Origin of the sequence: Mesorhizobium onobrychidis, assembly GCF_024707545.1 — a bacterium.
Taxonomy (GTDB): Bacteria; Pseudomonadota; Alphaproteobacteria; order Rhizobiales; family Rhizobiaceae; genus Mesorhizobium; species Mesorhizobium onobrychidis.
The window spans coordinates 38,859-58,930 of sequence record NZ_CP062230.1 but is presented as its reverse complement, the minus strand read 5'-3'; the positions used below and the strand labels follow the sequence as shown (position 1 = coordinate 58,930).

23 protein-coding genes and 2 pseudogenes are annotated in these 20,072 nt (G+C 60.0%); 12 read left to right on the top strand and 13 right to left on the bottom strand.

The features are described 5' to 3' along the window. Nucleotide 1: 1 nt before the first annotated feature. From IHQ72_RS36240 to IHQ72_RS36220, 5 genes and pseudogenes are all read right to left on the bottom strand, one after another. Nucleotides 2–382: pseudogene (locus tag IHQ72_RS36240) on the bottom strand (DUF1403 family protein); the annotation flags it as partial. Between the two features lie 54 nt (nt 383–436). Continuing rightward, nucleotides 437–1,792, bottom strand: coding sequence for an FAD-binding oxidoreductase (locus IHQ72_RS36235; protein WP_258124278.1), 1,356 nt, complete (start codon nt 1,790–1,792; stop codon nt 437–439). A 23-nt stretch (nt 1,793–1,815) separates the two neighbouring features. After that, entirely contained in the window at nt 1,816–2,790 is a 975-nt protein-coding gene (locus tag IHQ72_RS36230) for a GlxA family transcriptional regulator (protein WP_258124277.1), read from the bottom strand. Nucleotides 2,791–2,955: 165 nt separating this feature from the next. Continuing rightward, a pseudogene (locus IHQ72_RS36225) lies at nt 2,956–3,505 on the bottom strand (Tn3 family transposase); the annotation flags it as partial. Between the two features lie 7 nt (nt 3,506–3,512). Further along, nucleotides 3,513–3,719 carry a hypothetical protein gene (locus tag IHQ72_RS36220; protein WP_258124276.1) on the bottom strand — a complete coding sequence of 69 codons (207 nt, stop codon included), beginning with the start codon at nt 3,717–3,719 and terminating at the stop codon, nt 3,513–3,515. A 117-nt stretch (nt 3,720–3,836) separates the two neighbouring features. Here IHQ72_RS36220 and IHQ72_RS36215 point away from each other — a divergent pair, with 117 nt between their 5' ends. From IHQ72_RS36215 to IHQ72_RS36205, 3 genes are read left to right on the top strand one after another with little or no spacing between them, the layout of a single operon-like run. Continuing rightward, nucleotides 3,837–4,046, top strand: coding sequence for a hypothetical protein (locus IHQ72_RS36215; RefSeq protein ID WP_258124274.1), 210 nt, complete (start codon nt 3,837–3,839; stop codon nt 4,044–4,046). A 2-nt stretch (nt 4,047–4,048) separates the two neighbouring features. Continuing rightward, a complete protein-coding gene (locus IHQ72_RS36210) occupies nt 4,049–4,510 on the top strand; it encodes a hypothetical protein (RefSeq protein ID WP_258124273.1) in 462 nt (153 codons plus the stop codon). A gap of 13 nt (nt 4,511–4,523) precedes the next feature. Further along, nucleotides 4,524–4,859: a hypothetical protein gene (locus IHQ72_RS36205; protein WP_258124272.1), complete on the top strand. Its 336-nt coding sequence runs from the start codon at nt 4,524–4,526 to the stop codon at nt 4,857–4,859. Between the two features lie 53 nt (nt 4,860–4,912). On the opposite strand, the gene IHQ72_RS36200 is transcribed toward IHQ72_RS36205, so the two are convergent. Both IHQ72_RS36200 and IHQ72_RS36195 read right to left on the bottom strand, forming a co-directional pair. Next, nucleotides 4,913–5,203, bottom strand: a complete 291-nt coding sequence (locus IHQ72_RS36200; protein ID WP_258124270.1) for a hypothetical protein — start codon at nt 5,201–5,203, stop codon at nt 4,913–4,915. A 163-nt stretch (nt 5,204–5,366) separates the two neighbouring features. Beyond that, complete coding sequence (locus tag IHQ72_RS36195; RefSeq protein ID WP_309508988.1) at nt 5,367–5,660, bottom strand: Ros/MucR family transcriptional regulator; 294 nt, start codon at nt 5,658–5,660, stop codon at nt 5,367–5,369. Between the two features lie 221 nt (nt 5,661–5,881). Between IHQ72_RS36195 and IHQ72_RS36190 the strand changes: the two genes are divergently transcribed. Next, on the top strand, nt 5,882–6,166 hold the full coding sequence (locus IHQ72_RS36190) for a DUF2934 domain-containing protein (RefSeq protein ID WP_258124269.1): 285 nt from the start codon (nt 5,882–5,884) through the stop codon (nt 6,164–6,166). A 353-nt stretch (nt 6,167–6,519) separates the two neighbouring features. On the opposite strand, the gene IHQ72_RS36185 is transcribed toward IHQ72_RS36190, so the two are convergent. Both IHQ72_RS36185 and IHQ72_RS36180 read right to left on the bottom strand, forming a co-directional pair. Further along, nucleotides 6,520–7,047, bottom strand: a complete 528-nt coding sequence (locus IHQ72_RS36185) for a hypothetical protein (protein WP_258124268.1) — start codon at nt 7,045–7,047, stop codon at nt 6,520–6,522. After that, nucleotides 7,035–7,718, bottom strand: a complete 684-nt coding sequence (locus IHQ72_RS36180) for a hypothetical protein (RefSeq protein ID WP_258124267.1) — start codon at nt 7,716–7,718, stop codon at nt 7,035–7,037. The genes IHQ72_RS36185 and IHQ72_RS36180 overlap by 13 nt, the downstream gene beginning before the upstream one ends. 175 nt (nt 7,719–7,893) lie before the next feature. Between IHQ72_RS36180 and IHQ72_RS36175 the strand changes: the two genes are divergently transcribed. Continuing rightward, entirely contained in the window at nt 7,894–8,142 is a 249-nt protein-coding gene (locus IHQ72_RS36175; protein ID WP_258124266.1) for a hypothetical protein, read from the top strand. 760 nt (nt 8,143–8,902) lie between these two features. Here the strand turns inward: IHQ72_RS36175 and IHQ72_RS36170 are convergent. After that, complete coding sequence (locus IHQ72_RS36170) at nt 8,903–9,349, bottom strand: hypothetical protein (RefSeq protein ID WP_192357796.1); 447 nt, start codon at nt 9,347–9,349, stop codon at nt 8,903–8,905. A gap of 376 nt (nt 9,350–9,725) precedes the next feature. On the opposite strand from IHQ72_RS36170, the gene IHQ72_RS36165 reads away from it, so the two are divergent. Next, on the top strand, nt 9,726–10,031 hold the full coding sequence (locus tag IHQ72_RS36165; protein WP_258124264.1) for a hypothetical protein: 306 nt from the start codon (nt 9,726–9,728) through the stop codon (nt 10,029–10,031). Between the two features lie 379 nt (nt 10,032–10,410). Here the strand turns inward: IHQ72_RS36165 and IHQ72_RS36160 are convergent, their stop codons facing one another. The 3 genes from IHQ72_RS36160 to IHQ72_RS36150 are packed head-to-tail and all read right to left on the bottom strand — an operon-like array spanning nt 10,411 to nt 13,536. Continuing rightward, nucleotides 10,411–10,617 (bottom strand): hypothetical protein, encoded by a 207-nt coding sequence (locus IHQ72_RS36160; RefSeq protein WP_258124263.1) that lies wholly within the window; start codon nt 10,615–10,617, stop codon nt 10,411–10,413. Between the two features lie 6 nt (nt 10,618–10,623). Next, nucleotides 10,624–13,134: a relaxase/mobilization nuclease domain-containing protein gene (locus IHQ72_RS36155; protein WP_258124261.1), complete on the bottom strand. Its 2,511-nt coding sequence runs from the start codon at nt 13,132–13,134 to the stop codon at nt 10,624–10,626. Next, nucleotides 13,135–13,536 carry a MobC family plasmid mobilization relaxosome protein gene (locus tag IHQ72_RS36150; RefSeq protein ID WP_258124260.1) on the bottom strand — a complete coding sequence of 134 codons (402 nt, stop codon included), beginning with the start codon at nt 13,534–13,536 and terminating at the stop codon, nt 13,135–13,137. 611 nt (nt 13,537–14,147) lie between these two features. Between IHQ72_RS36150 and IHQ72_RS36145 the strand changes: the two genes are divergently transcribed. From IHQ72_RS36145 to IHQ72_RS36120, 6 genes are all read left to right on the top strand, one after another. Further along, a complete protein-coding gene (locus IHQ72_RS36145) occupies nt 14,148–14,861 on the top strand; it encodes a ParA family protein (protein ID WP_258124259.1) in 714 nt (237 codons plus the stop codon). Nucleotides 14,862–14,949: 88 nt separating this feature from the next. After that, the gene (locus IHQ72_RS36140) at nt 14,950–15,294 is read left to right on the top strand and encodes a hypothetical protein (RefSeq protein WP_258124258.1); all 345 of its coding nucleotides are present in this window, start codon (nt 14,950–14,952) and stop codon (nt 15,292–15,294) included. Nucleotides 15,295–15,324: 30 nt separating this feature from the next. Beyond that, a complete protein-coding gene (locus IHQ72_RS36135; protein WP_258124257.1) occupies nt 15,325–15,690 on the top strand; it encodes a hypothetical protein in 366 nt (121 codons plus the stop codon). A gap of 276 nt (nt 15,691–15,966) precedes the next feature. Then, the gene (locus IHQ72_RS36130) at nt 15,967–16,464 is read left to right on the top strand and encodes a helix-turn-helix transcriptional regulator (protein WP_258124256.1); all 498 of its coding nucleotides are present in this window, start codon (nt 15,967–15,969) and stop codon (nt 16,462–16,464) included. A 190-nt stretch (nt 16,465–16,654) separates the two neighbouring features. Next, nucleotides 16,655–18,274 (top strand): DEAD/DEAH box helicase, encoded by a 1,620-nt coding sequence (locus IHQ72_RS36125; protein ID WP_258124255.1) that lies wholly within the window; start codon nt 16,655–16,657, stop codon nt 18,272–18,274. Between the two features lie 2 nt (nt 18,275–18,276). Continuing rightward, nucleotides 18,277–20,064, top strand: a complete 1,788-nt coding sequence (locus IHQ72_RS36120) for an ATP-binding protein (RefSeq protein ID WP_258124254.1) — start codon at nt 18,277–18,279, stop codon at nt 20,062–20,064. Nucleotides 20,065–20,072 lie beyond the last annotated feature (8 nt).

The window sequence follows — 20,072 nt, the reverse complement described above, 5'->3', positions numbered from 1 at the left end:
CTCACAATCCATAGATGCGGAAAGTGGACCGGCCCGACAACTCGCGCACGGCGCCGAGATCGACAAGCCGGTCGAACAGGCGGCGCAGGCCGCGATCGCTGATGCCGCGAATATTTTCCGAGGCGACGACCGCATCTTCGGACAAGAGTTTGTCGATCACGGCATCCGATCCCTTCGCGCGCAGCGTTGGCGCTACGGTCAGCAGTTTTTCGGCGCGACGCGACAGCTCAGCGGACAAGTCGATGGCCTGGATGGCCCCGCGCGCCAGCCCGGCAAGGCACGAGCGATCATCAGCGCCAAGCCTGCCAGTCCGCCACCCGCAATCAGCACGCGCTCGACCTTGGCCATGAGTCGTGCGAACCTCAGGTCGCCTGACGGTGCGTTGCCGGGAAGGACTGGACTGCTGCGTTGTAGGCCAATGCGTGCTTCTCGCGCATCAGATGCGATGCTCCGCGACGTTCAGGTTGCCCCTGAAGAAGTTGTCCGGGTCGTACTTCGCCTTGACGGCCACGAGCCGGTCGAAGTTGGCGCCGTAGGCGGAGCGAACGCGGTCGGTCTCGTCGTCACCGAGGTCGTTCACGTACACCGCGTCCTCCACCCACGGCTGCAGTGCGGCGTGCAGCTCTCGCGTCCAGCGAATGTTGCGCTCGTCGTCGGCGGGATCGTCCCACTGCGTCAGGATGAGACAGTCCCACTGGTCGTGACGATGCGCGAACGCCGTCTCCGTCGGGGACACCCGCGCCGCCTGCCCGTGCATCTGCTGGAGGCCGACCTGTGTGTACGGCGAGGGGCAGGTGGCCGCAAACTCGACCAGCACGTCGATCGCGCCCTGCTCGAGACGGCGGAGGAAGCTCGCCTTCCAGTAATGCCGGCGTCCGAGTGGAAACGCGCCGTCACCGCCCCGCTGCAGATCCACGAAGCCCATGGGAGCGATGCCGTCGGCGATCGGACTGTCAAGTGACCGCAGCGGCTTGAGCAGCCGCTCACTGGCGTCTAGCGGACCGATCCACGCGACCTTGACGCCGACCAGCTTGGTACCGTCTTCCAAGGTGAAGAGCCCGGCGTTGAGGCTCAGCTCGTCCGGGCAGGCGCGCGCGAACTCGTCGTAGAAGGGCAGCACGTGCTTGGCGCGGGCAAGCGGCCATGCTATTCCGCCGCCCACCACGGGTCCAACCTCGTGCAAGCGGTACTCGAAGGAGGTGACCACGCCGAGGTTGGCGCCCCCGCCGCGCACCGCCCAGAAGAGGTCGGGATGCTCGGTGGGGGTGGCGACCAGCAGGCGGCCGTCGGCGGTCACGATGTCGACGGATTCGAGATTGTCGCACGACAGGCCGTGCTTGCCTCCGAGCCACCCGATGCCGCCGCCCAGGGTCAGACCGGCGATCCCGGTTGGGGAGACAATGCCGGTGGGCGTGGCCAGGCCGAAAGCCTGGCAGTCGCGGTCGAGGTCGGCGAGGGTCAAGCCCGCCTCAGCGCGGGCCCTCCGCCTCACGGGATCGACGCGACAGCCCTTCATCCGCGCGAGATCGATCATCAGCCCGCCATCGCACACCGCCTTGCCGGACACGTTGTGCCCACCGCCCCGCACGGAGATCTCGAGCGCCTCCGCCCGCTTGAACCCGATGCAGGCGACCACATCGGCCGCGCTCGCACAGCGGGCGATCAGGGCTGGCCGCCAGTCGATCATGGCGTTGAAGATCCGGCGGGCAGCGTCGTATTCGGCGTCCTGGGGAAGCAGGACGTCGCCACGAAGCGTGGAGCGGAAGTCGTCGAGCGCGCGTTGCTTGATCATCTCTGTTCTCCGTTGAGAATCTCCTACGAGACGGCGGTTGTGCGGAAGCGGCTCCGGTAGCCCGTCGGGCTCACTCCCAACGCTCGCCGAAAGGCCAGGCGCATCGTTTCCTGACTCCTGAACCCGCACGTGGTCGCGACGTCTGGAACGTCGCGCGATGTCTCCTCAAGGAGCCGCCGGGCCGCCTCCACGCGCACGCGCTCCACGAAACACCCCGGCGTCATGCTCACCTCGCGCACGAACACGCGGAAGAAGTTGCGCGGGCTCATGTTCACCCGGCGCGCGAGCGCTTCCACGGAGAGGTCGGCGCCGGGATGGTCGAGGACCCAGGCCTGCATGTCGCGGAGCGGCTGGCGATCGGCCATCTGCGTGGAGAGCTGGACGCTGAACTGCGCCTGGCCTCCCGGCCGCTTGAGGAAGATGACCATCCACTGGGCCACTGCCAGGGCCACGCGACGGCCGAAGTCCTCCTCCACCAGCGCCAGCACAAGATCCAGGCCCGCTGTGGCGCCGGCAGATGTGTAGACACCGCCGTCCCGAACGTAGATGGGATCCGGCTGGACCCTGACGCCAGGAAAGCGCCGCGCCAGCTCGCCGCAAAAGGCCCAGTGCGTCGTCGCACTGCGGCCCTCCAGGAGCCCCGCCTCGGCCAGGACGAACGATCCAGTACAGAGCCCGACCACCCGCCGGGTCCGCGGTGCGATGCGCGCCAGCCAGCGCACGAGCTCCGGGTCGCGCCTCGCGTCGTCGGGCCCGTCGACCCCGGTGACGATCAAAGTGTCGACGGGAGCACGGACGGCGCGGTACGACCGATCGGCGACGATCCGCAGCCCCGGCCAGGCACAGACAGTCTCGACCGGCGACACCACCTCGACGGCGTAGCCCGCGTCGGATGCACCGGTATGGCTGTTGACGGCATAGAAGACGTCGAGGATGCCACCCACGTCGACGACCTCGTTGCAGGGCATCGCGACCACTACCACACGCGGCATAGCCATCGCCGCCTCCTGTCTCCGGGATACTCGCCGGGATCTTTTTATCTCATCTCGGACCCATGTCAGCAATGACAACTACTCCACGGATCCTGCCAACGGTAACAATGAGAGGGCATAGCGTTGATTTCCCGCTAAACAACGCTAAGGGGGAACGAAGCCTGAACGCCGTCATGCTGCGCGCTGTTTCGTCAATAGGTTGAGCGGCTTTCTGCCAATCGCCTTTGCGGCCCCGATCCCAAAGGAAATCGCCGGAGAAGGCAATGTGCTCCCATCCGACCGGTGAGGTATGTGCGGCCAACAGATCGTCGGGGACGGCTTCGCCGCCTGATCGGAGATGCGCAATGGCGTCGGCCATATAGGTCGTATTCCAATAGACGATCGCCGCGATCACGAGGTTCAAGCCGGATGCCCGGTATTGCTGGGCGATCGATGATCCGACCTTGGCGGAAGGTGTAGATGGCCTGCGTGAGCGCATGGCGTTGTTCGCTCTTGTTCAGCCCGGCCTGGCAGCGGCGACGGAGCGACGGATTTTCCAGCCAATCAAGCATGAACAACGTCCGTTCAATCTTGCCGATCTCCTGGAGGGCGATGTCCACCTGTTTTGGCGCTCATAGGCGGCGAGCTTCCTCAGCATCACCGACGGCGCGACATGACCGGCTTTCAGCGACGCAACCAGGCGCATCACCTCGTCCCAATGCTCGCGGATGACATCGGTCCGTGCCGCCTCAATGAAATAGACCTCGATCGAACACGGCGTCCGACGGTGTGCGGTATTCAGGAAAGCCATCGATATCCCAGCCCTCAAGTTCAAATGCAGCGTCAGCGGCTTCCTCGGCTGTCAGTCCAGCGCGCTCAAGCACAGCCTTCGCAGCATCAACGCCACGCTTCTTTTCCTCCGCTGATGCTCCCCTGAGTTTCAAAAGCAGGTCCATGACTGCCTCCTGCGGCTATCTCGCCTCTAGTGAACAAAATGAGAACAAATTTGTCAAGACCGTCTTGACTGGCGAGGAATATGTTCCTTATTCAGATGCATCTGAGCAGGAAGGGCTATGGGAAAGCGCCGCAACGCGCCGGCCGGCGAAGCTGTGTCTGAATTGGAACTAGTTGCCCAGCAGGCCACAGCTGCGGCAGGTGGCGATGCCATGATTGCCCTGCTGAACGTGCTCGTTCGGAATGCCGAACTCGAGCGCGAGCTTGCCTTGTCGCGGGCAGCAGTCTCGAACGGCTTTTCTCGTGGTTGGCACAAGGCTCGACCCTAGCCATGGCAAACACGGCGGAAGACAATTTCCGGATCGAGGTTTGGGACCGAGAGGAGAAGGCGCTTGTCGAGACGATTTGTCGGTCGCCGGACTCATTTATCAGCCAAGCGGCATGGCAAACCGCCATCCGGCGTCGACCGGGCATGCTCCTGATCCACTACAACAGCCGGCACGTAATGGAGAAGATCATCACGCCCGGCGAGCCGACAGTGCCGCCGCAGACCATCGTAGAGGGCAGCATACATGCCGGACTGGACGTGTCGCTAAGCGATCTCCGCGAATGGCACACGTTACGCGCCTGGTGCAGAAATTGCTCGCATCATGCCGACGTAAAGTCGGCCGCACTCATCCGCAGGTATGGCAAAGGCGCACTGTTCAGCACGGTCGAGAGGGCGCTGTTTTGTACGAGTTGCGACCGAGGCGGGCAGATTCGGCTGGAGATTCACAAGCTGCCGAGGAATTGAAAGGATGGGAAGGATGCAGGACCTGATCGATTTTCTACAAGCCAACTCGGCCCTGGTGCTAGCCAACCCAGTCGCCTTTGCTTCGTTCGCGGTCCTTTTTGGAGGCGGAGGCTTCCTAGTCGGGCGCTACTTTTTGACGGAGCGGATCGCCAATCTCGAAAGCCGCATCGCCAGGCGGGATGACGAGATCGTCGGGCTTAAAGCGCGACAGGCCGCAAAGAAGCTAGAACTGCCAATGGTTCCTATCGCTCGCACCATGGCCGTCGAACGAAACGACAGGCCGACGCCGTTCGGTGGGAGTTTACCTGAAAGGCGGGCCAGACGGGCCATCAGGTCCGCCGCGCCTTAGCGATACTTGAGTCGCGGCTTCGATGTGCATGGCGTGATCGCGGAAGATTGGATTTACGCGCACCCGTCAGTTTCGCTATCCTCATCCACTGACAGAACTGGCAGATAGGCGTTGGTTTCCAGCCACTCGCGCAAGATGACTTGAATTAGGTCTGATCTGCCGATTTTCATTTCAGCAGCAATGGAGTTCAGAGCGTCCTCGGTTGCCGGTTCCAGCGGCACGCCGGCGACGTTTCTGAGCATCAATGCCGCGCGCCGCAAGATGATCTGCAGATCCGCGCGCGAAATGTCCGCAGTGCGATCAGCGGCACTTTCGAGCTCTTCGGCAATGGATTGGCGTGTCATCGCATTGGTCCGCTTGCCTGAGGCAGGGTCTTCTTAGGCCTCCACCCGCTTGGCTGGTACCTTCTTGGCTGGTTCCTTCTTGGTGGGCATTTTTGCACTCACCTTACGACCCAACCCACTAGCTTTCGCTAGCTCCGATCGCTGTGCAGCGTAGCTTAACTCTTCAGGCGGTCATGCCAAGCAAGCCCAAGTGCCGTTTCATCGACTTGAACTTGCGCCCGTCTTCCAAGGAAATGATGTGGTCGGGAAACACAGACTTTTTGGGGTTGACCGCCGGGGTCTGTGTTGGCTGCTCAACTACAGCTGGCTTGACTAAGCTAACGAGAGCGGAGTTCACCGAAGAAATCAGATCGGGCAGGCCTGCCACGGGCACTGCGTTATTTTGGACAAACGCCGCGACAATATCCGCGGTCAATTCCATCAATTCCGCGTTCTGGCGATTGTTCTCTTCGGTCATTCATCAACTCCTATGCTATTCCGCTTTCGTATGGGGGAAAGTCGGATCGCGCAAGACGCAGGTCCTCAGAACGAAATACTCGGATAGCCGCGGCCGCTGCGTAGGTCCCCCGGGAGCCAGCCCTCCTGGTTCTGTCCCTCTTTTGTCCGAAATCGGCATGTAGGGTCGGATCGTTCCGACGCTCCTTCGCGTTGGGTGAAAACCCATAAGGAGGAGCGACCATGTCAGACGACAAACACGAACGCATTCGGCGCCGCGCATATGAGATCTGGGAACGAGAAGGCCAGACGCACGGTCTGCACGAGCGCCACTGGAATCAGGCGACCTTCGAAATCGAGAACGAAGACCGCTCGCTTGGTGCTCGTCCACCGGTAATATCTGGTGCCGACGTACCAGCTCCCGCGCAGACCCAAAGCCGAGCGAAGAAAGGCAAGCGCGCCACTGGAATCAGGCGACCTTCGAAATCGAGAACGAAGACCGCTCGCTTGGTGCTCGTCCACCGGTAATATCTGGTGCCGACGTACCAGCTCCCGCGCAGACCCAAAGCCGAGCGAAGAAAGGCAAGCGCGCCGCTGGTCAATCAGATGTTGAGGCAGCGGAAGCGCTGGCGATGAGAACAGGCATCACCGGCGACCAAGCTCAAGACCTCATCGACCGCCTCGGTGACGATCCGCTGGCACTCGATGAGGCGGCGCGGAGCCTTAGGGTCAAAACCCAATCACGCTGAACGACGGAGTTCGACTCCTCTGCAGTCGTTCACAGGCTCGGTGCCTTGAGGAGAGTCCGGAATAGGGCTGAACTGCGTCTGAGACGAGTTTTGAGGTTACCGAGCCCTAGTCCTAGCCCTTTTGAGCAAAATTCACACGTCGCCGGGAATAGAAATACCAGGGTAGGCGACGCGGAGGGCCTCTTTGTACTCGTTGGTCATTCCCGACTTTAAGGTCTCAAGCCACGCGATGAAATCACCCCAATTGTTCCGGCTGAACACCTGAACTCCATAGCGCTCAGTAAGTGCCACGGTATCGCGGCCGACGATTTCGGCCATGGGATTGTCCATGAGGAAGGCATCGCAGTAAGGCGCATAAATGGAGATGTGCTTCACGTCATAGTAGAAGCCCGAAAGCCGCGCGATGCTCTTCTCGGGGTTCATGTACGAGCCACCCTTCACCATGGCTTTCAATGTAGCGTACATACGGGCCTGAATGTCGTGGTAGGGCGTGTTGTGGAAGTGCTCGGAGGAGAGAAACGCCATGATATGCTTCATCCGCTCGGGCGGCGGCACTTCCCCGGGGAAGTGGTGCATCAGCGTCTGAATGACCTGGGACATAATGGGCGCGTCAATGAGGGCCATATAGTCGCCCTCGGCAATGCGCTTCACGTAAGCCACATAGGCGTCCCGATAGCCTTTCGCGGCAGCCTCGTGCTCCAGGCCGACATCTTGCTCGAAAGTATTGGTGCTTCGCGCCATCCGGGGAATAGTGCAACCAGGCCGTCAATTGCCTGCCCCTTGAGGTTGCGGATGAGGTCAACGTCGCCGTGATAGCCGCCCACCTCGATGCGGAAGTATCCGTTCCAGATGTCGATCTTGTCGTGAAGGGCGTCCTCGCGCCTGGGAACATAGGCCGCGGGCTGACCCTGCAGGAATGCCTTGAACGCGTTGTTGAGCTGGTTCAGCTCCACCCGGTAGGTCTGGGAAAACTCATGTCCACCGGACGTGGACTTGATGAATTCGAGGAGCTGTTCATGCCCCGCCCATTGGTGGGTCTCGTCCTCGTGCACGTCGGAGTACGGCACGACCAAAAGCTGCAGACCTACCAACTCACGAATGAGTTTTGCGGCGGCAGTAAACTGGGCGTCGTTGCCCCGGACGGCATGGCTGAAGAAATACTGGTCGAGGTAGAGGATTTTCTTCGTGATGGGCGGCAGCGGGCGGCTTTCCTTGTAGGTACACCTGCCGCAGCCTAGCGATACACGCGTGGCGTATACGTCAATATTGCCGAAGGAGTTTTTCGCCCCGCAGCCGGGGCAATCACCAAGCACGTAGCTGACCAATGCCATCGCCAGTCTCAACTTCCTCGCACGCGAGCTGGGGCGCTCATCGGCCTCGAAACGCTTAATAGCCACCTTATGTGAGCTGCGATTTTGTCATCTGAATGAAGGTCGGCCGACCGCCCATTTTGGTCCGCAAATAATGATCCGGCTTTTGACAGCATTTGCATTATCCGGCCTTTTCTTGACAGGCGCCTCCGCAGCGGCCGGGCTGGCGCCCGCCAGCGGACACAGCATTCATTTGCCTGGCTTCGACGGCGTTATCTATTACACGGTCGAGCAGTCTGGCTACCGGGTCGTTGCGACGCTGGCTTCGGGCGCAGACGAGCTGCCGATCCGCTTCATCTCCACCCTTGGGCCGGGGCAGCGCATGGCCATCTCGGTGCCCCAATCGATCGGCCCTGGTCGCGCTCGCCCAATGACCGGCATCTGACCACGCCGGGATTGGGCAGGTTCGTATTCTGTAATCATTCGGCGCGGCGGAGGGAGGATTTGGACTCTCACCAATGCACCGCGGACCTGCGAGGTCCGTGAGCAAATCGCCGATGGCGGGAATGAATCCGGAAACCCGTCCTGGCTGCGTTGTTCAGCGCTGGCGCCTGCTTCCTGGCCAAGGACATGACGCCTGCCGCGCCAACCCTGCAACTTAGATCACCCGTGCTGCGCAACTTTATAGGCAGCACAGATTGCGCGAGCGCTGGCCGAGAGCTTAAGGCAGAAGTCTTGAAAAGCTTCCGCACCTGGAACTGTACACGCCTGCATTGCTAGACGGCACGCCTCCGTTCCGGCAAAGCTGCGAATCGCGGGGCCACTGGCAATCCGCAGGTCGGCGGGTTCAGGCAATGCTCATTGAAAGATGGGCCGCCGACTTTCCTTTGGCTGTAAAGCTCGGCGGGTTGTCGCTCTCAATTGCCGTCTCAAACTGATCGGCGGGACGTGGCGACGCGGATGGCTGTCACACGCTGCCATTCGGACGCACCAGCGTCGTCGGCGCCTTGCTTTTGTGTCGGAACAGAAGACTTGCCTTCGGGTGATCACCTGTCATCATTCGTCATGACTAGGGATGAAGCAGAACAGCCCGATTAGGCCCTGTTCGAGAGAGCATGAGGTTTTGTGGGGCAATGGTTCGACACCAGCTACCTTGGCACATCGCGATGCCGTTAGGGGGCGTCCACGCCATCGATTAGGCCACTTTAGCCCGCAGGCGTTTGAGCCGGATCGAGTTCGTAGACAATGAAGCCTTCTCCGCGTTCCCGTTCTTCAAAACCCAGAACATGGAACCACTTTGCGACTTCCGGCCGTTCCGACCAACTGTATGAGTGGATAGGAAGATTTCCGCACAGGGCTTGGATACGCCTGATGTGTTTCTTGCAAAAACGAACGGTTGACCTGGAGAAGAAACTTTCATGGGCTGCGAAAGCAGTTTGCGCAGCGTGGTCAACTTCCCGCCAAGCGATGAGGGCGACCGGCTGGCCGTCCGCCATCAACGTATGACCGCGCCCCTCCCTTAGGCACATCAAGAATTCGTCCTTCACCTCGTCGATATTCAGACCAGCGGTCGCGTATTGGTCGGCCATCCTAAAAGCCAAATCTCTAAAGATGGCTACGAGATCGGCAGGGGTGGCTGTTCGATAATCCATCCTTCACTCCGTTTGGGGCGGCAAAGTTATCTGGCGAAGCACCGACTTGCAAATTCACCGCGTTGCAGATTCTCCGCAGGAACCGTGGCACCTCCATCGGCCGGCATCGCTCGATCGCCCCCATTTATCCGCCCTCCATTTATCTCGCCTGACCAAAGCTCGTCTGGCATGTGATCGGATCGCGATAATGCGGCTGTTGGCGGTCGGCGAGCCGTTAACACAGAAATTGAGGAAGAACTCAGTTAACTGCCAAGCGACAGGGACTGCCTAACCACCTCTTTATGAATACTTCGCCATAGGGACAACGGTCCCGGAACCTTTCTGATTGCTGCGGACTTCTGGGATTCACTACGATTCCCAAATGAAGGGCCTCCGCATGAAGTCACTGCAGCAGGCATCGACCGCATCAAGATCGGCAACGCGGACGCGGGCGGCCACGACGCGCATTTCGTCGTTTGGCTTTTCCTTCAGGTCGACGAAGGCGGCACACAGACCGGTCAGGAACTGGTGGGTGTCGGTGCCGTATGACGCGCATATGACGTTCGACGATCTCGCCACCCAGGCTTTCGAGAAGGCGCACGCCATGCTTCGCGCCTGCTGCGAGATAGATGAGTCCATGTGGTGGAAGCAGTTCAACCGCAGCCTGGAGCCGCTGCTTGAATGGACGCCCGGCGCGCAGTAGTTGGCAGACGCCCGAACCGGTCATTGCCGCTGCGCGGCTGCAACGTCGCTAGAAGCGTCGAATCCCGTCGTTCAAACGGTGTACCACCATGGTTGCGGTCATCGACCGGCCGGGCGGGAATAAATCGCCCTATCTTCTTCGCCGTTAGTGGATCCCTGCAGCAGGTTGTGGGTCGAGCCGCCCTTGACGTTTATATGCTGCCCAAGCCTCGGCGGGCACTGCCGAATCCGCTCGGGCCAGCCAGTCCGCGCGCTCAGCCTCGGTAAGTGAATTCCACCACTGCATACCGGCCATTTCGTCAGCAGTCGGATTCCGGATCGGTTCGTCTACCATTTTCTTATCCTCGCATAGGACTCGAGTGCCGGAGGCCCGGAACTAATCAGAACGGCCATAAGCCGGCCAAAAAAGCCAGCATTTCGCTGCTCCACTGCATGAAGTTTTGGTACCAGCCAGACACCGTTTCATAAGCAACCTGCAGTGCGCCCAGGAAGAAAACGAAACAGATGATGATAGCAAATAACTTGCCAAACCCCTCGTCACCCTTCGGGTCGCTGCTCTGGTAAACGTAATCCTGTCGACTAAACATGATCCTCTAACGGTCCCGGTCGTCGCGGTCGCGTTCCCTTCTTTCCAATTCCTCGCGCTCCAACTCCTCGAGGCGAGGAATATGCTGTTGCGCCGGATCGGTCCGCGTTGTCTCGCCGCCGCGTTGTGCAGCCTCCTTGTCCCTGTTTAACTTATCCTGCAGCCGATTTGTAGCATCGACTGTTGATGCGAGTTCGTGCGCCTCGCGCGCATCCGGATCGATTGGCTGGCGCTCCGGCTCCTCGAGACGAGGCTCGCGCTGCTGTTCGACGACGGCATCGGCATTCGTCGGGGTCTTGTCCTTTTGCTCTGCTGACTGCTCCCCTACCCTTTCGGCGCCAGCAATCAGCGCCTCCCGATTTTTAGCCGCGCCGACAAGATCGGGATTGTCGGGGTTCTGCATGGCCTCGGCATACCGCTGGCGAACGCCGTCCTCGATCTCCAGACTCCGTTCGCAAATGTATGCGGTGCTGTAGCCTTCTGCTTTGAGCCGATCAATCTCGGCCTGAATGTCCCGTTCTAATTCCTCTTTCGGCATTTGCGGCTGTTCCATTGCGGCTTGCCGTTTTTCAGCAGAACTGGATTCGATCAGATCGGAGCTGTGATCCTGAACCGAGAGGACGTCGTTGCCAGCATCAACCGCGACATCGCCGTCCTGGGCGACGGCTGCTTGCCATTCGGCCTCCGCCTGCTCTTCTTGCTTCTGCTCGGCCCGCACTTCGTTGCGCTGCTCATATAGTTCCACCAGCTCGCGGCGCTGATTGACGTGTTCGCGCGCCAATGTCGCCACTTCATCGAAGTCGGCCCGCTCGTCCGGACCGACGCTCCGCTCCAGCCGGAACAAGGCCGTCTCGACCTTCTTTTCATAGGCTTCAAACTCTGCCCGTGTTGTCTCGCGCATTTCCTGGCCCTCCAAAACGACTTTCTGCAGGGTTACCATATTGGCGCGGAATTTTGATCCGAAATCTGCATGGACAACATTTACGCTCGCTTCCCCCTGGCCTGCCGAAAGGCTTGCTGTCAAATGATCCCGCTGCTGTTCTGCATAGGCGACAACACGTCGATCACCGCTGGCGAGCGCGATTTTCTGCCAACTCTGCGTTGCCTTTATGGCATACTCCCGGCTTCTCTCGGCCTTCGCCAGACTGCGTCGTCCGCCCCGCTTGGCGTCGTATCGTGCCTGTGCCGCTTCGCTGGTCCCGACGTGCTCGGTCCGCCCTTCACTGCTCACCGGCCTCACCTGATTGCGGGTAAAGGCGGGCGGACTGGCGAACTCGCGGCGATCGGTCATCTCCATCGCTATTCCATGCGCCCGGGCCATCTGCGCCATTGTGGCCCGCCACTCACGAAACACCTGCGGGGTCGTCTCGATCCGATCCCCCGATTCCGATCGCATGGTGATGATCGCGTGCGCATGGACGTGTGGGCGCTTGCCCCCCTCGCCTTCTTCCTTCGGATCATTGGCCGGATCATGCATGCCAAACACGTAGCGATGGCCGCCGAACTGCTCGGCGAGGAAGTCGCGTGCAGCGTTTTCAAACGCCTCGACATTCGTGCCGGCCCAGGCCGACATGATCAGGTGCATCACGTCGCGGCCTTTGCGGCTGTGCAGATCACTGCGCCATTCCTTTTGCACCAGGTCGCCAGCGAGCTCTTCGTCACCGATGACTTGGCCGCGGTCGTCGCGAACGTTGCCGTCATGACGTTCAACCAGGCTTCGCAATGTGCTGGCGCCATACTCGACACCGTTGCCGTAGCCCTGGAACGAGAACCGGGCTTCTGTCCCTTGCGCGGCCGCGCTCGCGTCATATCGCGCCTGAATGATGCTGGCGGCCTTGTCGTCGCCAGTCAGCCGCTCCCCCTGCCCGCTTCTGAGCACGACCGCTCCTTGAACCGTCAGCGCGCCGTCGGCCTGGCGCGTGACCGCATAAGCATAGCGTCGATCACCCAACGCGCTCGTCAAACTGTTCCTGACCAGATCATGCATCGCCGCGTCTGACGAAACCGCCGCAGTCGCAATCTCTACGGTGAAGCTGCCGATATCGCGGGTCTCTACTCGGTTCTGGAAAAGGTGGTTCCAGTCTCCCCGCAACCGCGCTAGACCCTCGCGGCTGCTGATCCGCTCGCCGTTCTCGTTCTCGACGGCGAGCTCGCCGCCGCGCGACACATAGTTCAGCATCGCCCCTACCCTCGCGCCACCGCCATAGGAGGCCATTTTGACAACCGCGGGCTGGCTGCCCTGGGCAATCGCCGCTAGCCGCGCTTCTATTGGACGGGACGCCGCTGCTGCTCGCGTCTCGGCCGCGAAGATCGGCTTGGCGGCCGTCTGCCGCATTTTCGGCTGGCTGCCTCCGCCGCCACCAACACCACCGCCGCCGCCTAGCTCTGCCAGGGCCTTCAGCCGCCGCCGCATTTCTTCCTCGGCCGACCGCCGCTTTCCACCAAGCGACAGCTCATGCAGCAACGCCGAGCGCCGCTGCTCCCATTCGCTGGTGAAGGCGCCGAAGAAAATTTCCAACTACGCCTCCCCTCGCCGCTTGTGGCCGGCACGTTTCGATAGCGATCGCAGCTCCGTCAAAACGGCCGCCTGGACGCGCTGCACGTTCCCGAGATTGATGTCGAGCTCGCTCGGGTGAACCCTCTTGCCGCTGTTTATTGATCGCGCCACTTGGTTCAGGTTCACGCCGATCGCGCGCATGTCCTCCAGCAGCAGCGCCATGACGAGCCGATCATCCTTAGTCAGGATCGGTCGTACGCCGGCGCCTTCGAGGATCAGCGATCGGAAGAATCCCGAAACCGTCATGTCGGCCGCCGTCGCGGCCTTTTCGATCGCCGCATATTCGTCCGCGCTGACGCGGGCATGCACCATCCGACCCTTCCGGTCCGGCTCCAGCCGGACCTCGAATTTCGCGTCATCCATTGGCCTTAGGCCCCTCTCTCTGGCGCTTGCGACAGGAATCGAGGGCTTGTTCCTCGATCGTCGGGAAAAATGTCGCACATTTTTCCGTATCCTGCCATCACTAGTAGACGTGAAATTCGAACTCAATCAAACCAACTTTTCGAGCGCCCACACTTCGCTCGACTGTATCGCGACCATGGGCAGGGCCTTCGCCCCTGCCCTCAAACGCTAAAACGCTCTCCAGGGTTCACCTCCAGGACCGCTTTGGCGGCCTTTGTGTGCCCCTCGTACTCGCGGCTCCGGGGTTCACCACAAAAGAAGCGGGGAGGCCGGTGGCCGGCTTCATCGGTCAACCAGGGGAATTGGGCGACGTGGAGACTTCCAGGATCGCCCAAGCGGCGGCACACGGTTGATCCCATTTCACACGACTTGTTCACACGATGCGTTCACATGCCTCGACGTTACGATGTGAAGGTAAGATGTGATTGAAGTATCACACGATAGGATAGTGAGGTGTGATCGCATGGTGTAAAACGCCATGAGCGAAAGCAAGCATTCGCTCCGTTTGGAAATGCTGCCTGGCGACGGCTTGCCGCGTTGACGCCTTGGATACGGCAAAAGAGGGATCGAACATGCCTCGAAGGATTTGCGCGATCAGCGGAAAAGGCGGCGCCGGGAAGACGACGGTCATTATCCTCGTTGCCGGCGAGTACGCTATTCATGGAAAGAAGGTTCTTCTGATCGACGCCGATCCGCGCCAGAACCTCGCCGAATGGTGGAAGCGATGTGAGGCCAAGGACAATCTTCCGGCCAACATCGAGCTGCACAGCGCGGCAACGCAGCGAAGCATTGAATCCGTGCTTTCCGAACAAGACGGCGTCTATGACGTAATCCTGATGGACTCACCGGGCATCGACAGTGTCATCCGCGATACGATCATCCGCAATTCCGACCTGGTCCTGACGCCAATTCAGCCGAACCAGGATGAAATCAAGGCGGCCGGCGAAGCCGCCACCATCACGGCGGATATTGGCGACAGGGAGAGGCGCACTATTCCCCACGTCAACGTGGTGACGCGCATCGCCCTTCCGGGCCGCGTTCTCGAGGCTTACAGGCTGATCCGTCCGTTCATCGCCAATCTTCGCGACAATGGCTATGAATCGACGCTGATGGATATCGAGCTCACCGAAAGAAATTGCTACCGCGAAATCCGTAACGGCCTCGGCACCTTGCAGATGCTCGAGCTGACCGACCCGATCATGAAGGGCCGCGCGGAGGTCGCGGCGTTTGTGGCCGAGCTCGATCGCCATCTCGCGGCTAACCGGGAAAAGGTGGGAAATGTCTAAACCAGGCAAACTGTCCGTCTCTGACTTTCCGATCGCGCCGCGACGGCCGAAGCCGGCCACATCCAAAGCCACAATGAAACCAGCCTCTGTGTCGGAAGGTGCAGAAGCGGGAATGACTGCACAGGGGCCAACAGCGCCGCCGGTTTCAGAAGCGGATGCGACAAACGAACGGCCGCGGCGCAGCCTGCCAAACCCGACAGGTGAAGAGCGCAAGAGCAAGGCGATCGAACGTGCTCTGGCTCAGGAGGAGGGACGCTATCGCCTGCGCGACTTGAAACGAGCGCACACGCGAGAAGCCAAGCACTACGTCAATTGCCCGTTGGACTACGACACGAAGATGCGACTGCAAAAGGCCGCCTTCGACAACGACATCAAGATGACGGTGATCATAAAGGCAGCCATCGACCAGTTCCTCCGAGACAACGGCTATTGATCCGTGAGCGGTCGAAGCCTCCTGCTCGGGATGACGATCGGTATCCTAATTGGCATCTGCGCCGCACCGTGGGTCGGTCGCCAAGGCTTCGACTTTGGTGAAGGCTCAAATGCCGCTTCGCCATTGAACGGGCGTATGGAATCCCCTCTCCATGCGGCCATCCGGCCATCCGACGAAACCGCCAAAGGCGAGCTGTTTCGCTTATCCAATTGGGATATCTCAATGCACGGGACTGGATCGACGGTTACCGTGAAGCGATGTATTAGTGCTGGCAAAGATTCTATCGCGTGCGAACTCCTGGCGCATTTGGGGTGGGTCGGTGGGGAAAAACTTGTCGAAGCTGTGTTCGAGGGAAAGCCGGGCACTTGGCGAATGGTTGCAGCCAGGGCGCGCTGATTTTCTCTCTGTGAGCAGTGCCTATCCCCGCGCCAGCTCAAGGGCATTATGAATGCAGGTTTCCGCTGGAGAAAACCATGCAAGGCGAGCGCAGCACGGCCCTGATGGTTTTGCGAGTAGCGGAAAGCACTATCCTCACCTCCCGCTTCTGGAAAATTGCTGTGCAAGCGAGTGCCGGGGCGTGCTTGGGTCAATCCCGTTTCAAATGTTTGATTGAGGTCGTCGCCCTGTCCGCGACTGGAAAAATACAAGAAGGGAGAAGACGTGCCTAAGGATATGGACGCCTATAAAGACAAAATGGAATTGGTTGAGACGACCGATCCTGAGATCGACAAGGCTGTTTTCCGCCGCCCGGGGTTCGAAGGCATAAAAACCCTAGGCGAAATCGATAAGAGAATTGCCACCTTCATCCGCAAGGCGCGCGAGGACAAAGATCTGACGCGCGCCGAGCTCGCGCCCTTGCTTGGCCTTTCGATGCAGGTTTACGGCCGCTATGAGCGCGCATTCTCAAAAATGCACGTAACCAGGATGATCCACCTGTGCGAAATCCTTGGGTTCATGCCGATGGAGATGTTGTTCAGCGCGGCCCCGCATCTATGGGGCCGCACGCCGGAGGAAGCGCGCGACACCGTCGAACTCGCGCAACAGGTCGTGTCTCTGCCGCACGGCACCAAGCGCGATCTGCTGGCCCTAGTCAAGAAGATGGTCGCCTTGGAGCGTGCCGCAGACGGAGCGGCGGCGGAAACGCAAAGAGGCGAAGAAGGACGTCTTTAGGCTCCCTTGGTGGTCCCAATGACCTCCTTCAACACAGCTTGGCGCCCTACCCTATGCTTCCTCACACTTGCCATTCATTAAGATTTGGAAAAGCTACTTTTAACAAAAGCTACCCACTCTGGTGAAAACATACTTTCAATCTTGATGCCGTATGCTATTCCCTAACTAAGGCTTTGCCCTGGGGGAATTTTTGTCGAAACGGCTCGTTGAGGCCCTATCTCGGGCCGGTGTTACGTCACTCTATTCGGTCGCTGGCAAAGCGGCAGTAGATCTGCTCGAGCGAATCGAGAGCAAGACGCTGAGCGCGCATGGCTTGGCGCAGCTGGTGGTGGATCGCTATGGCGCGAGCCAAGCCCTTCAGGAGCCCGAAATCCGCGCGCTAATCATTCCCGCACTGAAACGTAACGAAGCCGATAATCTCGCTGGCGTGCTTGGCCTTTCTCAGGAAGATCCTTTCGCGGCTCTCCAGCGCGTCGATTTCTCACGATCCGAAGACCAACTCGCGACGCTGCACGCCTTTTTCGGGGTCGTCTATGAGCCGCCCGGATTCGTGGAGGAAAAACCCTCATCGGTGAGGGCGACGGGTACCTATGTATTATTCCCGCATCAACGCCGCGCCTCACTCGAGGTTCGGCACAAGCTCGCCACCCCCCGTGCTCGGGTGCTGCTGCATATGCCGACCGGTGCGGGCAAGACCCGCACCGCGATGACAACGATTGCCGATCTGTTGCGAGCCGAGCCGGACGAACGGGTCATCGTTTGGCTCGCGCATTCCGAAGAACTCTGTGACCAGGCGTTCGACGAAGCCGCCAAGGCATGGCGCGCGATAGGATCGCGCGAGCTGACCATTTATCGACACTACGGCGACAGCCGCGTGCACAATTTCGCCGAGGTTCGGGACGGCTTCGTGATCGGCAGTCTCGCGCTGATGTATCTCGATAGCCTCAAACGGCAGGACGAGTTTCTCGATTTGTCGAGTCGCATTCGGCTGATCGTGATGGACGAAGCGCACCAAGCGATCGCGCCGACGTACTCACATCTGATCAACCTACTGCAACGCAACGCTGCGACCGGCGTTCTCGGTCTGTCGGCGACGCCGGGACGCTCCCTGATAGATGTTGGTGCGGACCTTGCATTGGCCAACTTCTTCAATCGTCAAAAGGTAACTCTGAACGTTGAGGGGTACGACAACCCAATCGACTATTTGGTGGACGAAGGCTATTTGGCTCGCATGGAATTCGTCGAGCTGCCATTCGACATGCGAGGCGAAGTCAAGCTTTCTTCCACTGAATCACAGCGACTCGCCGACGGCTTCGACCTACCAGGACGGATCCTCGATGCGCTCGCCAGCGACGACGCCCGCAACCTCTTGATCGTCGACGCGGTTGCGGCCGAGGTCGCTGGCGGTGGCAAGGTCATCCTGTTTGCCATCTCGGTCGAACATGCCGCGCTCATCGCCAGCGTCTTGAAATTGCGAGGAGTTAGCGCCGCTGCAGTGACGTCTTCGACGCCGACTGAGCGCCGGCGCCAAACTATCCAGCGCTTCAAGGACACGGACGAACTCATGGTCCTGTGCAATTACGGCGTGCTCACCACAGGATTCGATGCGCCGCGCACCAATGTTGCGGTCATCGCGCGGCCGACGTCATCGGTTGTGCTTTATAGCCAGATGATCGGACGGGCAGCGCGTGGCACCAGGGCAGGCGGCAATGAGAAATGTCGGATTCTCACCGTCGTTGATCGGGTGCCTGGCTTCCGCAGCCTAGGTGAAGGCTTCGAATTCTGGAACGACATTTGGGAAGAGGATTAATCGTGAAATTCGCAATCATACCGCCACACATGTCGATCGATGCGATGCGAAGCTCCGGCTATAAGGATGCATCCTATGCTTTGGCCGAGCTAATCGATAATTCGATACAGGCCGCCGAGCACCTGGACCGGCAGGCCGTAGTCGAAGTGATTTGCGTCGACAAGACCGGGTCGCAGAGCGCGGGTGGCAGGCGTCGGCTCGAAAAGGTCGCGGTGTTCGATAATGCTAGCGGCATGTCTCCCGAGACGTTGCGGGCGGCGCTGCAATTCGGGGTTGGCACGCACCGGCAGTCCGCTCAACAGAAGGGAATTGGCAAGTTCGGCATGGGCCTGCCAAATTCTTCGATATCGCAATGCCGGCGGGTAGATGTCTGGACCTGGCAGAATGGGCAAACATGGCACACCTTTCTCGACATCGACCAGATCGAACAGCAAGTAATAACGGAAGTTCCCGAGCCGACCTCCGCCACCATGCCCGCTGAGTGGCTTCCTCTGATCACGAGCGAGATCGAGGATAGTGGCACCTTAGTGGTTTGGTCTAACCTCGATCTGATGCGCTACAAGCAGAGCGGCGCACTTCTGCGCAATGCCGAGATGATCATCGGGCGAGTGTACCGCTATTTCATCAATTCCGGCGACGCGACAATCCGGCTGGCCTCTTACGAGCAGACCGGCGGGCAATATATCAGCCATACCGATGCCTTAGTGCGACCGACTGATCCGCTGATGCTAATGACAGGAACGGCGGCGCCCGAGCCTTATGACAAGGAACCAGCCTTCGAACCCTTCGGCGAGCCTCAGCAGATCGAGATCGGTTATCGCGGTGAGCGCCATATCGTCACTCTCACAGCATCAATCTGCAAGACCGCCACCCGTCTTCAGGGTGGGTCGTCGGCGATCGGTCAGTTCGCGGCGAAAAACGTTGGCATTTCGGTAGTGCGTGCGCGCCGTGAACTCGAGCTCAACCGCACCTTTGAAATTCCTTCGGAGCCGCGCGAGCGTTGGTGGGGCATTGAGGTAAGCTTCGAACCCGACCTGGATACGGTGTTCGGGGTCACCAACAATAAGCAATCCGCCACCGAGTTCGCTGCGATGAGTTTGAAGGATGACGCCGCGGCCGAAGGGCTTGGCGTCGCTGCATATCGCGCTCAGCTTGACGGGGATAATGATCCGCGCCTACCGATCTACGAGCTAAACATCGCGATTGATAGCCTGCTCAGCACGATGCGCGCGCAAATAGTGCGGATGCGCGAAGGCGAGCGTACGAACAGCGCTTCGCAGCGCGGGACCGGCAACAGCGCTGAGGACATTGCGACTCGTGCGCTCAGACGGCGACAGGAGAAGCTCGGTGAGACGGGAACGAGCGATCACGACGAAAGCGCGTCTGCAGAGGAGCGAACCGACCTCTTGACTGCTGAGATCGAGCAGGAAGGGCTCGACCCAAGCGTGGCTCGCGAGATCGCAGTCGATTATGTCCAACGCAAGATCAAGTTTCTGTTCCGTCACGCCGATTTCCCGGGATTTTCGGTGTTTGACGTCACCTCCAAGGCTGGCGTGATAATCATCACGATCAACACCAAACATCCGGCACAAGCGCATCTATTTGAGTTGCTGCGCGAAGGCGACCCGAATGTGCCTGAAAGTCCAGCGCTCCAGGGATTGAAATTGCTGCTGACTGCGTGGGCGCGGATGGAGGACGAAGCGTCGGGAGACGAGCGCGACAAACTCGAGGATATCCGCGGTGACTGGGGCCGGATCGCCCGCGACTTCATGCGCGAAGTCGACGAGTAGAACGGTTT

Excerpts from the sequence above, each read along its gene's own strand:
- IHQ72_RS36150 (WP_258124260.1), bottom strand. The coding sequence starts at position 13,536 with ATGGATGACGCGAAATTCGAGGTCCGGCTGGAGCCGGACCGGAAGGGT.
- IHQ72_RS36205 (WP_258124272.1), top strand. The coding sequence starts at position 4,524 with ATGCAGGACCTGATCGATTTTCTACAAGCCAACTCGGCCCTGGTGCTA.
- IHQ72_RS36190 (WP_258124269.1), top strand. The coding sequence starts at position 5,882 with ATGTCAGACGACAAACACGAACGCATTCGGCGCCGCGCATATGAGATC.
- IHQ72_RS36210 (WP_258124273.1), top strand. The coding sequence starts at position 4,049 with ATGGCAAACACGGCGGAAGACAATTTCCGGATCGAGGTTTGGGACCGA.
- IHQ72_RS36145 (WP_258124259.1), top strand. The coding sequence starts at position 14,148 with ATGCCTCGAAGGATTTGCGCGATCAGCGGAAAAGGCGGCGCCGGGAAG.
- IHQ72_RS36200 (WP_258124270.1), bottom strand. The coding sequence starts at position 5,203 with ATGACACGCCAATCCATTGCCGAAGAGCTCGAAAGTGCCGCTGATCGC.
- IHQ72_RS36160 (WP_258124263.1), bottom strand. The coding sequence starts at position 10,617 with ATGTTTAGTCGACAGGATTACGTTTACCAGAGCAGCGACCCGAAGGGT.
- IHQ72_RS36215 (WP_258124274.1), top strand. The coding sequence starts at position 3,837 with ATGGGAAAGCGCCGCAACGCGCCGGCCGGCGAAGCTGTGTCTGAATTG.
- IHQ72_RS36170 (WP_192357796.1), bottom strand. The coding sequence starts at position 9,349 with ATGGATTATCGAACAGCCACCCCTGCCGATCTCGTAGCCATCTTTAGA.
- IHQ72_RS36130 (WP_258124256.1), top strand. The coding sequence starts at position 15,967 with ATGGACGCCTATAAAGACAAAATGGAATTGGTTGAGACGACCGATCCT.
- IHQ72_RS36230 (WP_258124277.1), bottom strand. The coding sequence starts at position 2,790 with ATGGCTATGCCGCGTGTGGTAGTGGTCGCGATGCCCTGCAACGAGGTC.
- IHQ72_RS36135 (WP_258124257.1), top strand. The coding sequence starts at position 15,325 with ATGACGATCGGTATCCTAATTGGCATCTGCGCCGCACCGTGGGTCGGT.
- IHQ72_RS36220 (WP_258124276.1), bottom strand. The coding sequence starts at position 3,719 with ATGGACCTGCTTTTGAAACTCAGGGGAGCATCAGCGGAGGAAAAGAAG.
- IHQ72_RS36195 (WP_309508988.1), bottom strand. The coding sequence starts at position 5,660 with ATGACCGAAGAGAACAATCGCCAGAACGCGGAATTGATGGAATTGACC.
- IHQ72_RS36235 (WP_258124278.1), bottom strand. The coding sequence starts at position 1,792 with ATGATCAAGCAACGCGCGCTCGACGACTTCCGCTCCACGCTTCGTGGC.
- IHQ72_RS36180 (WP_258124267.1), bottom strand. The coding sequence starts at position 7,718 with ATGGCATTGGTCAGCTACGTGCTTGGTGATTGCCCCGGCTGCGGGGCG.
- IHQ72_RS36165 (WP_258124264.1), top strand. The coding sequence starts at position 9,726 with ATGAAGTCACTGCAGCAGGCATCGACCGCATCAAGATCGGCAACGCGG.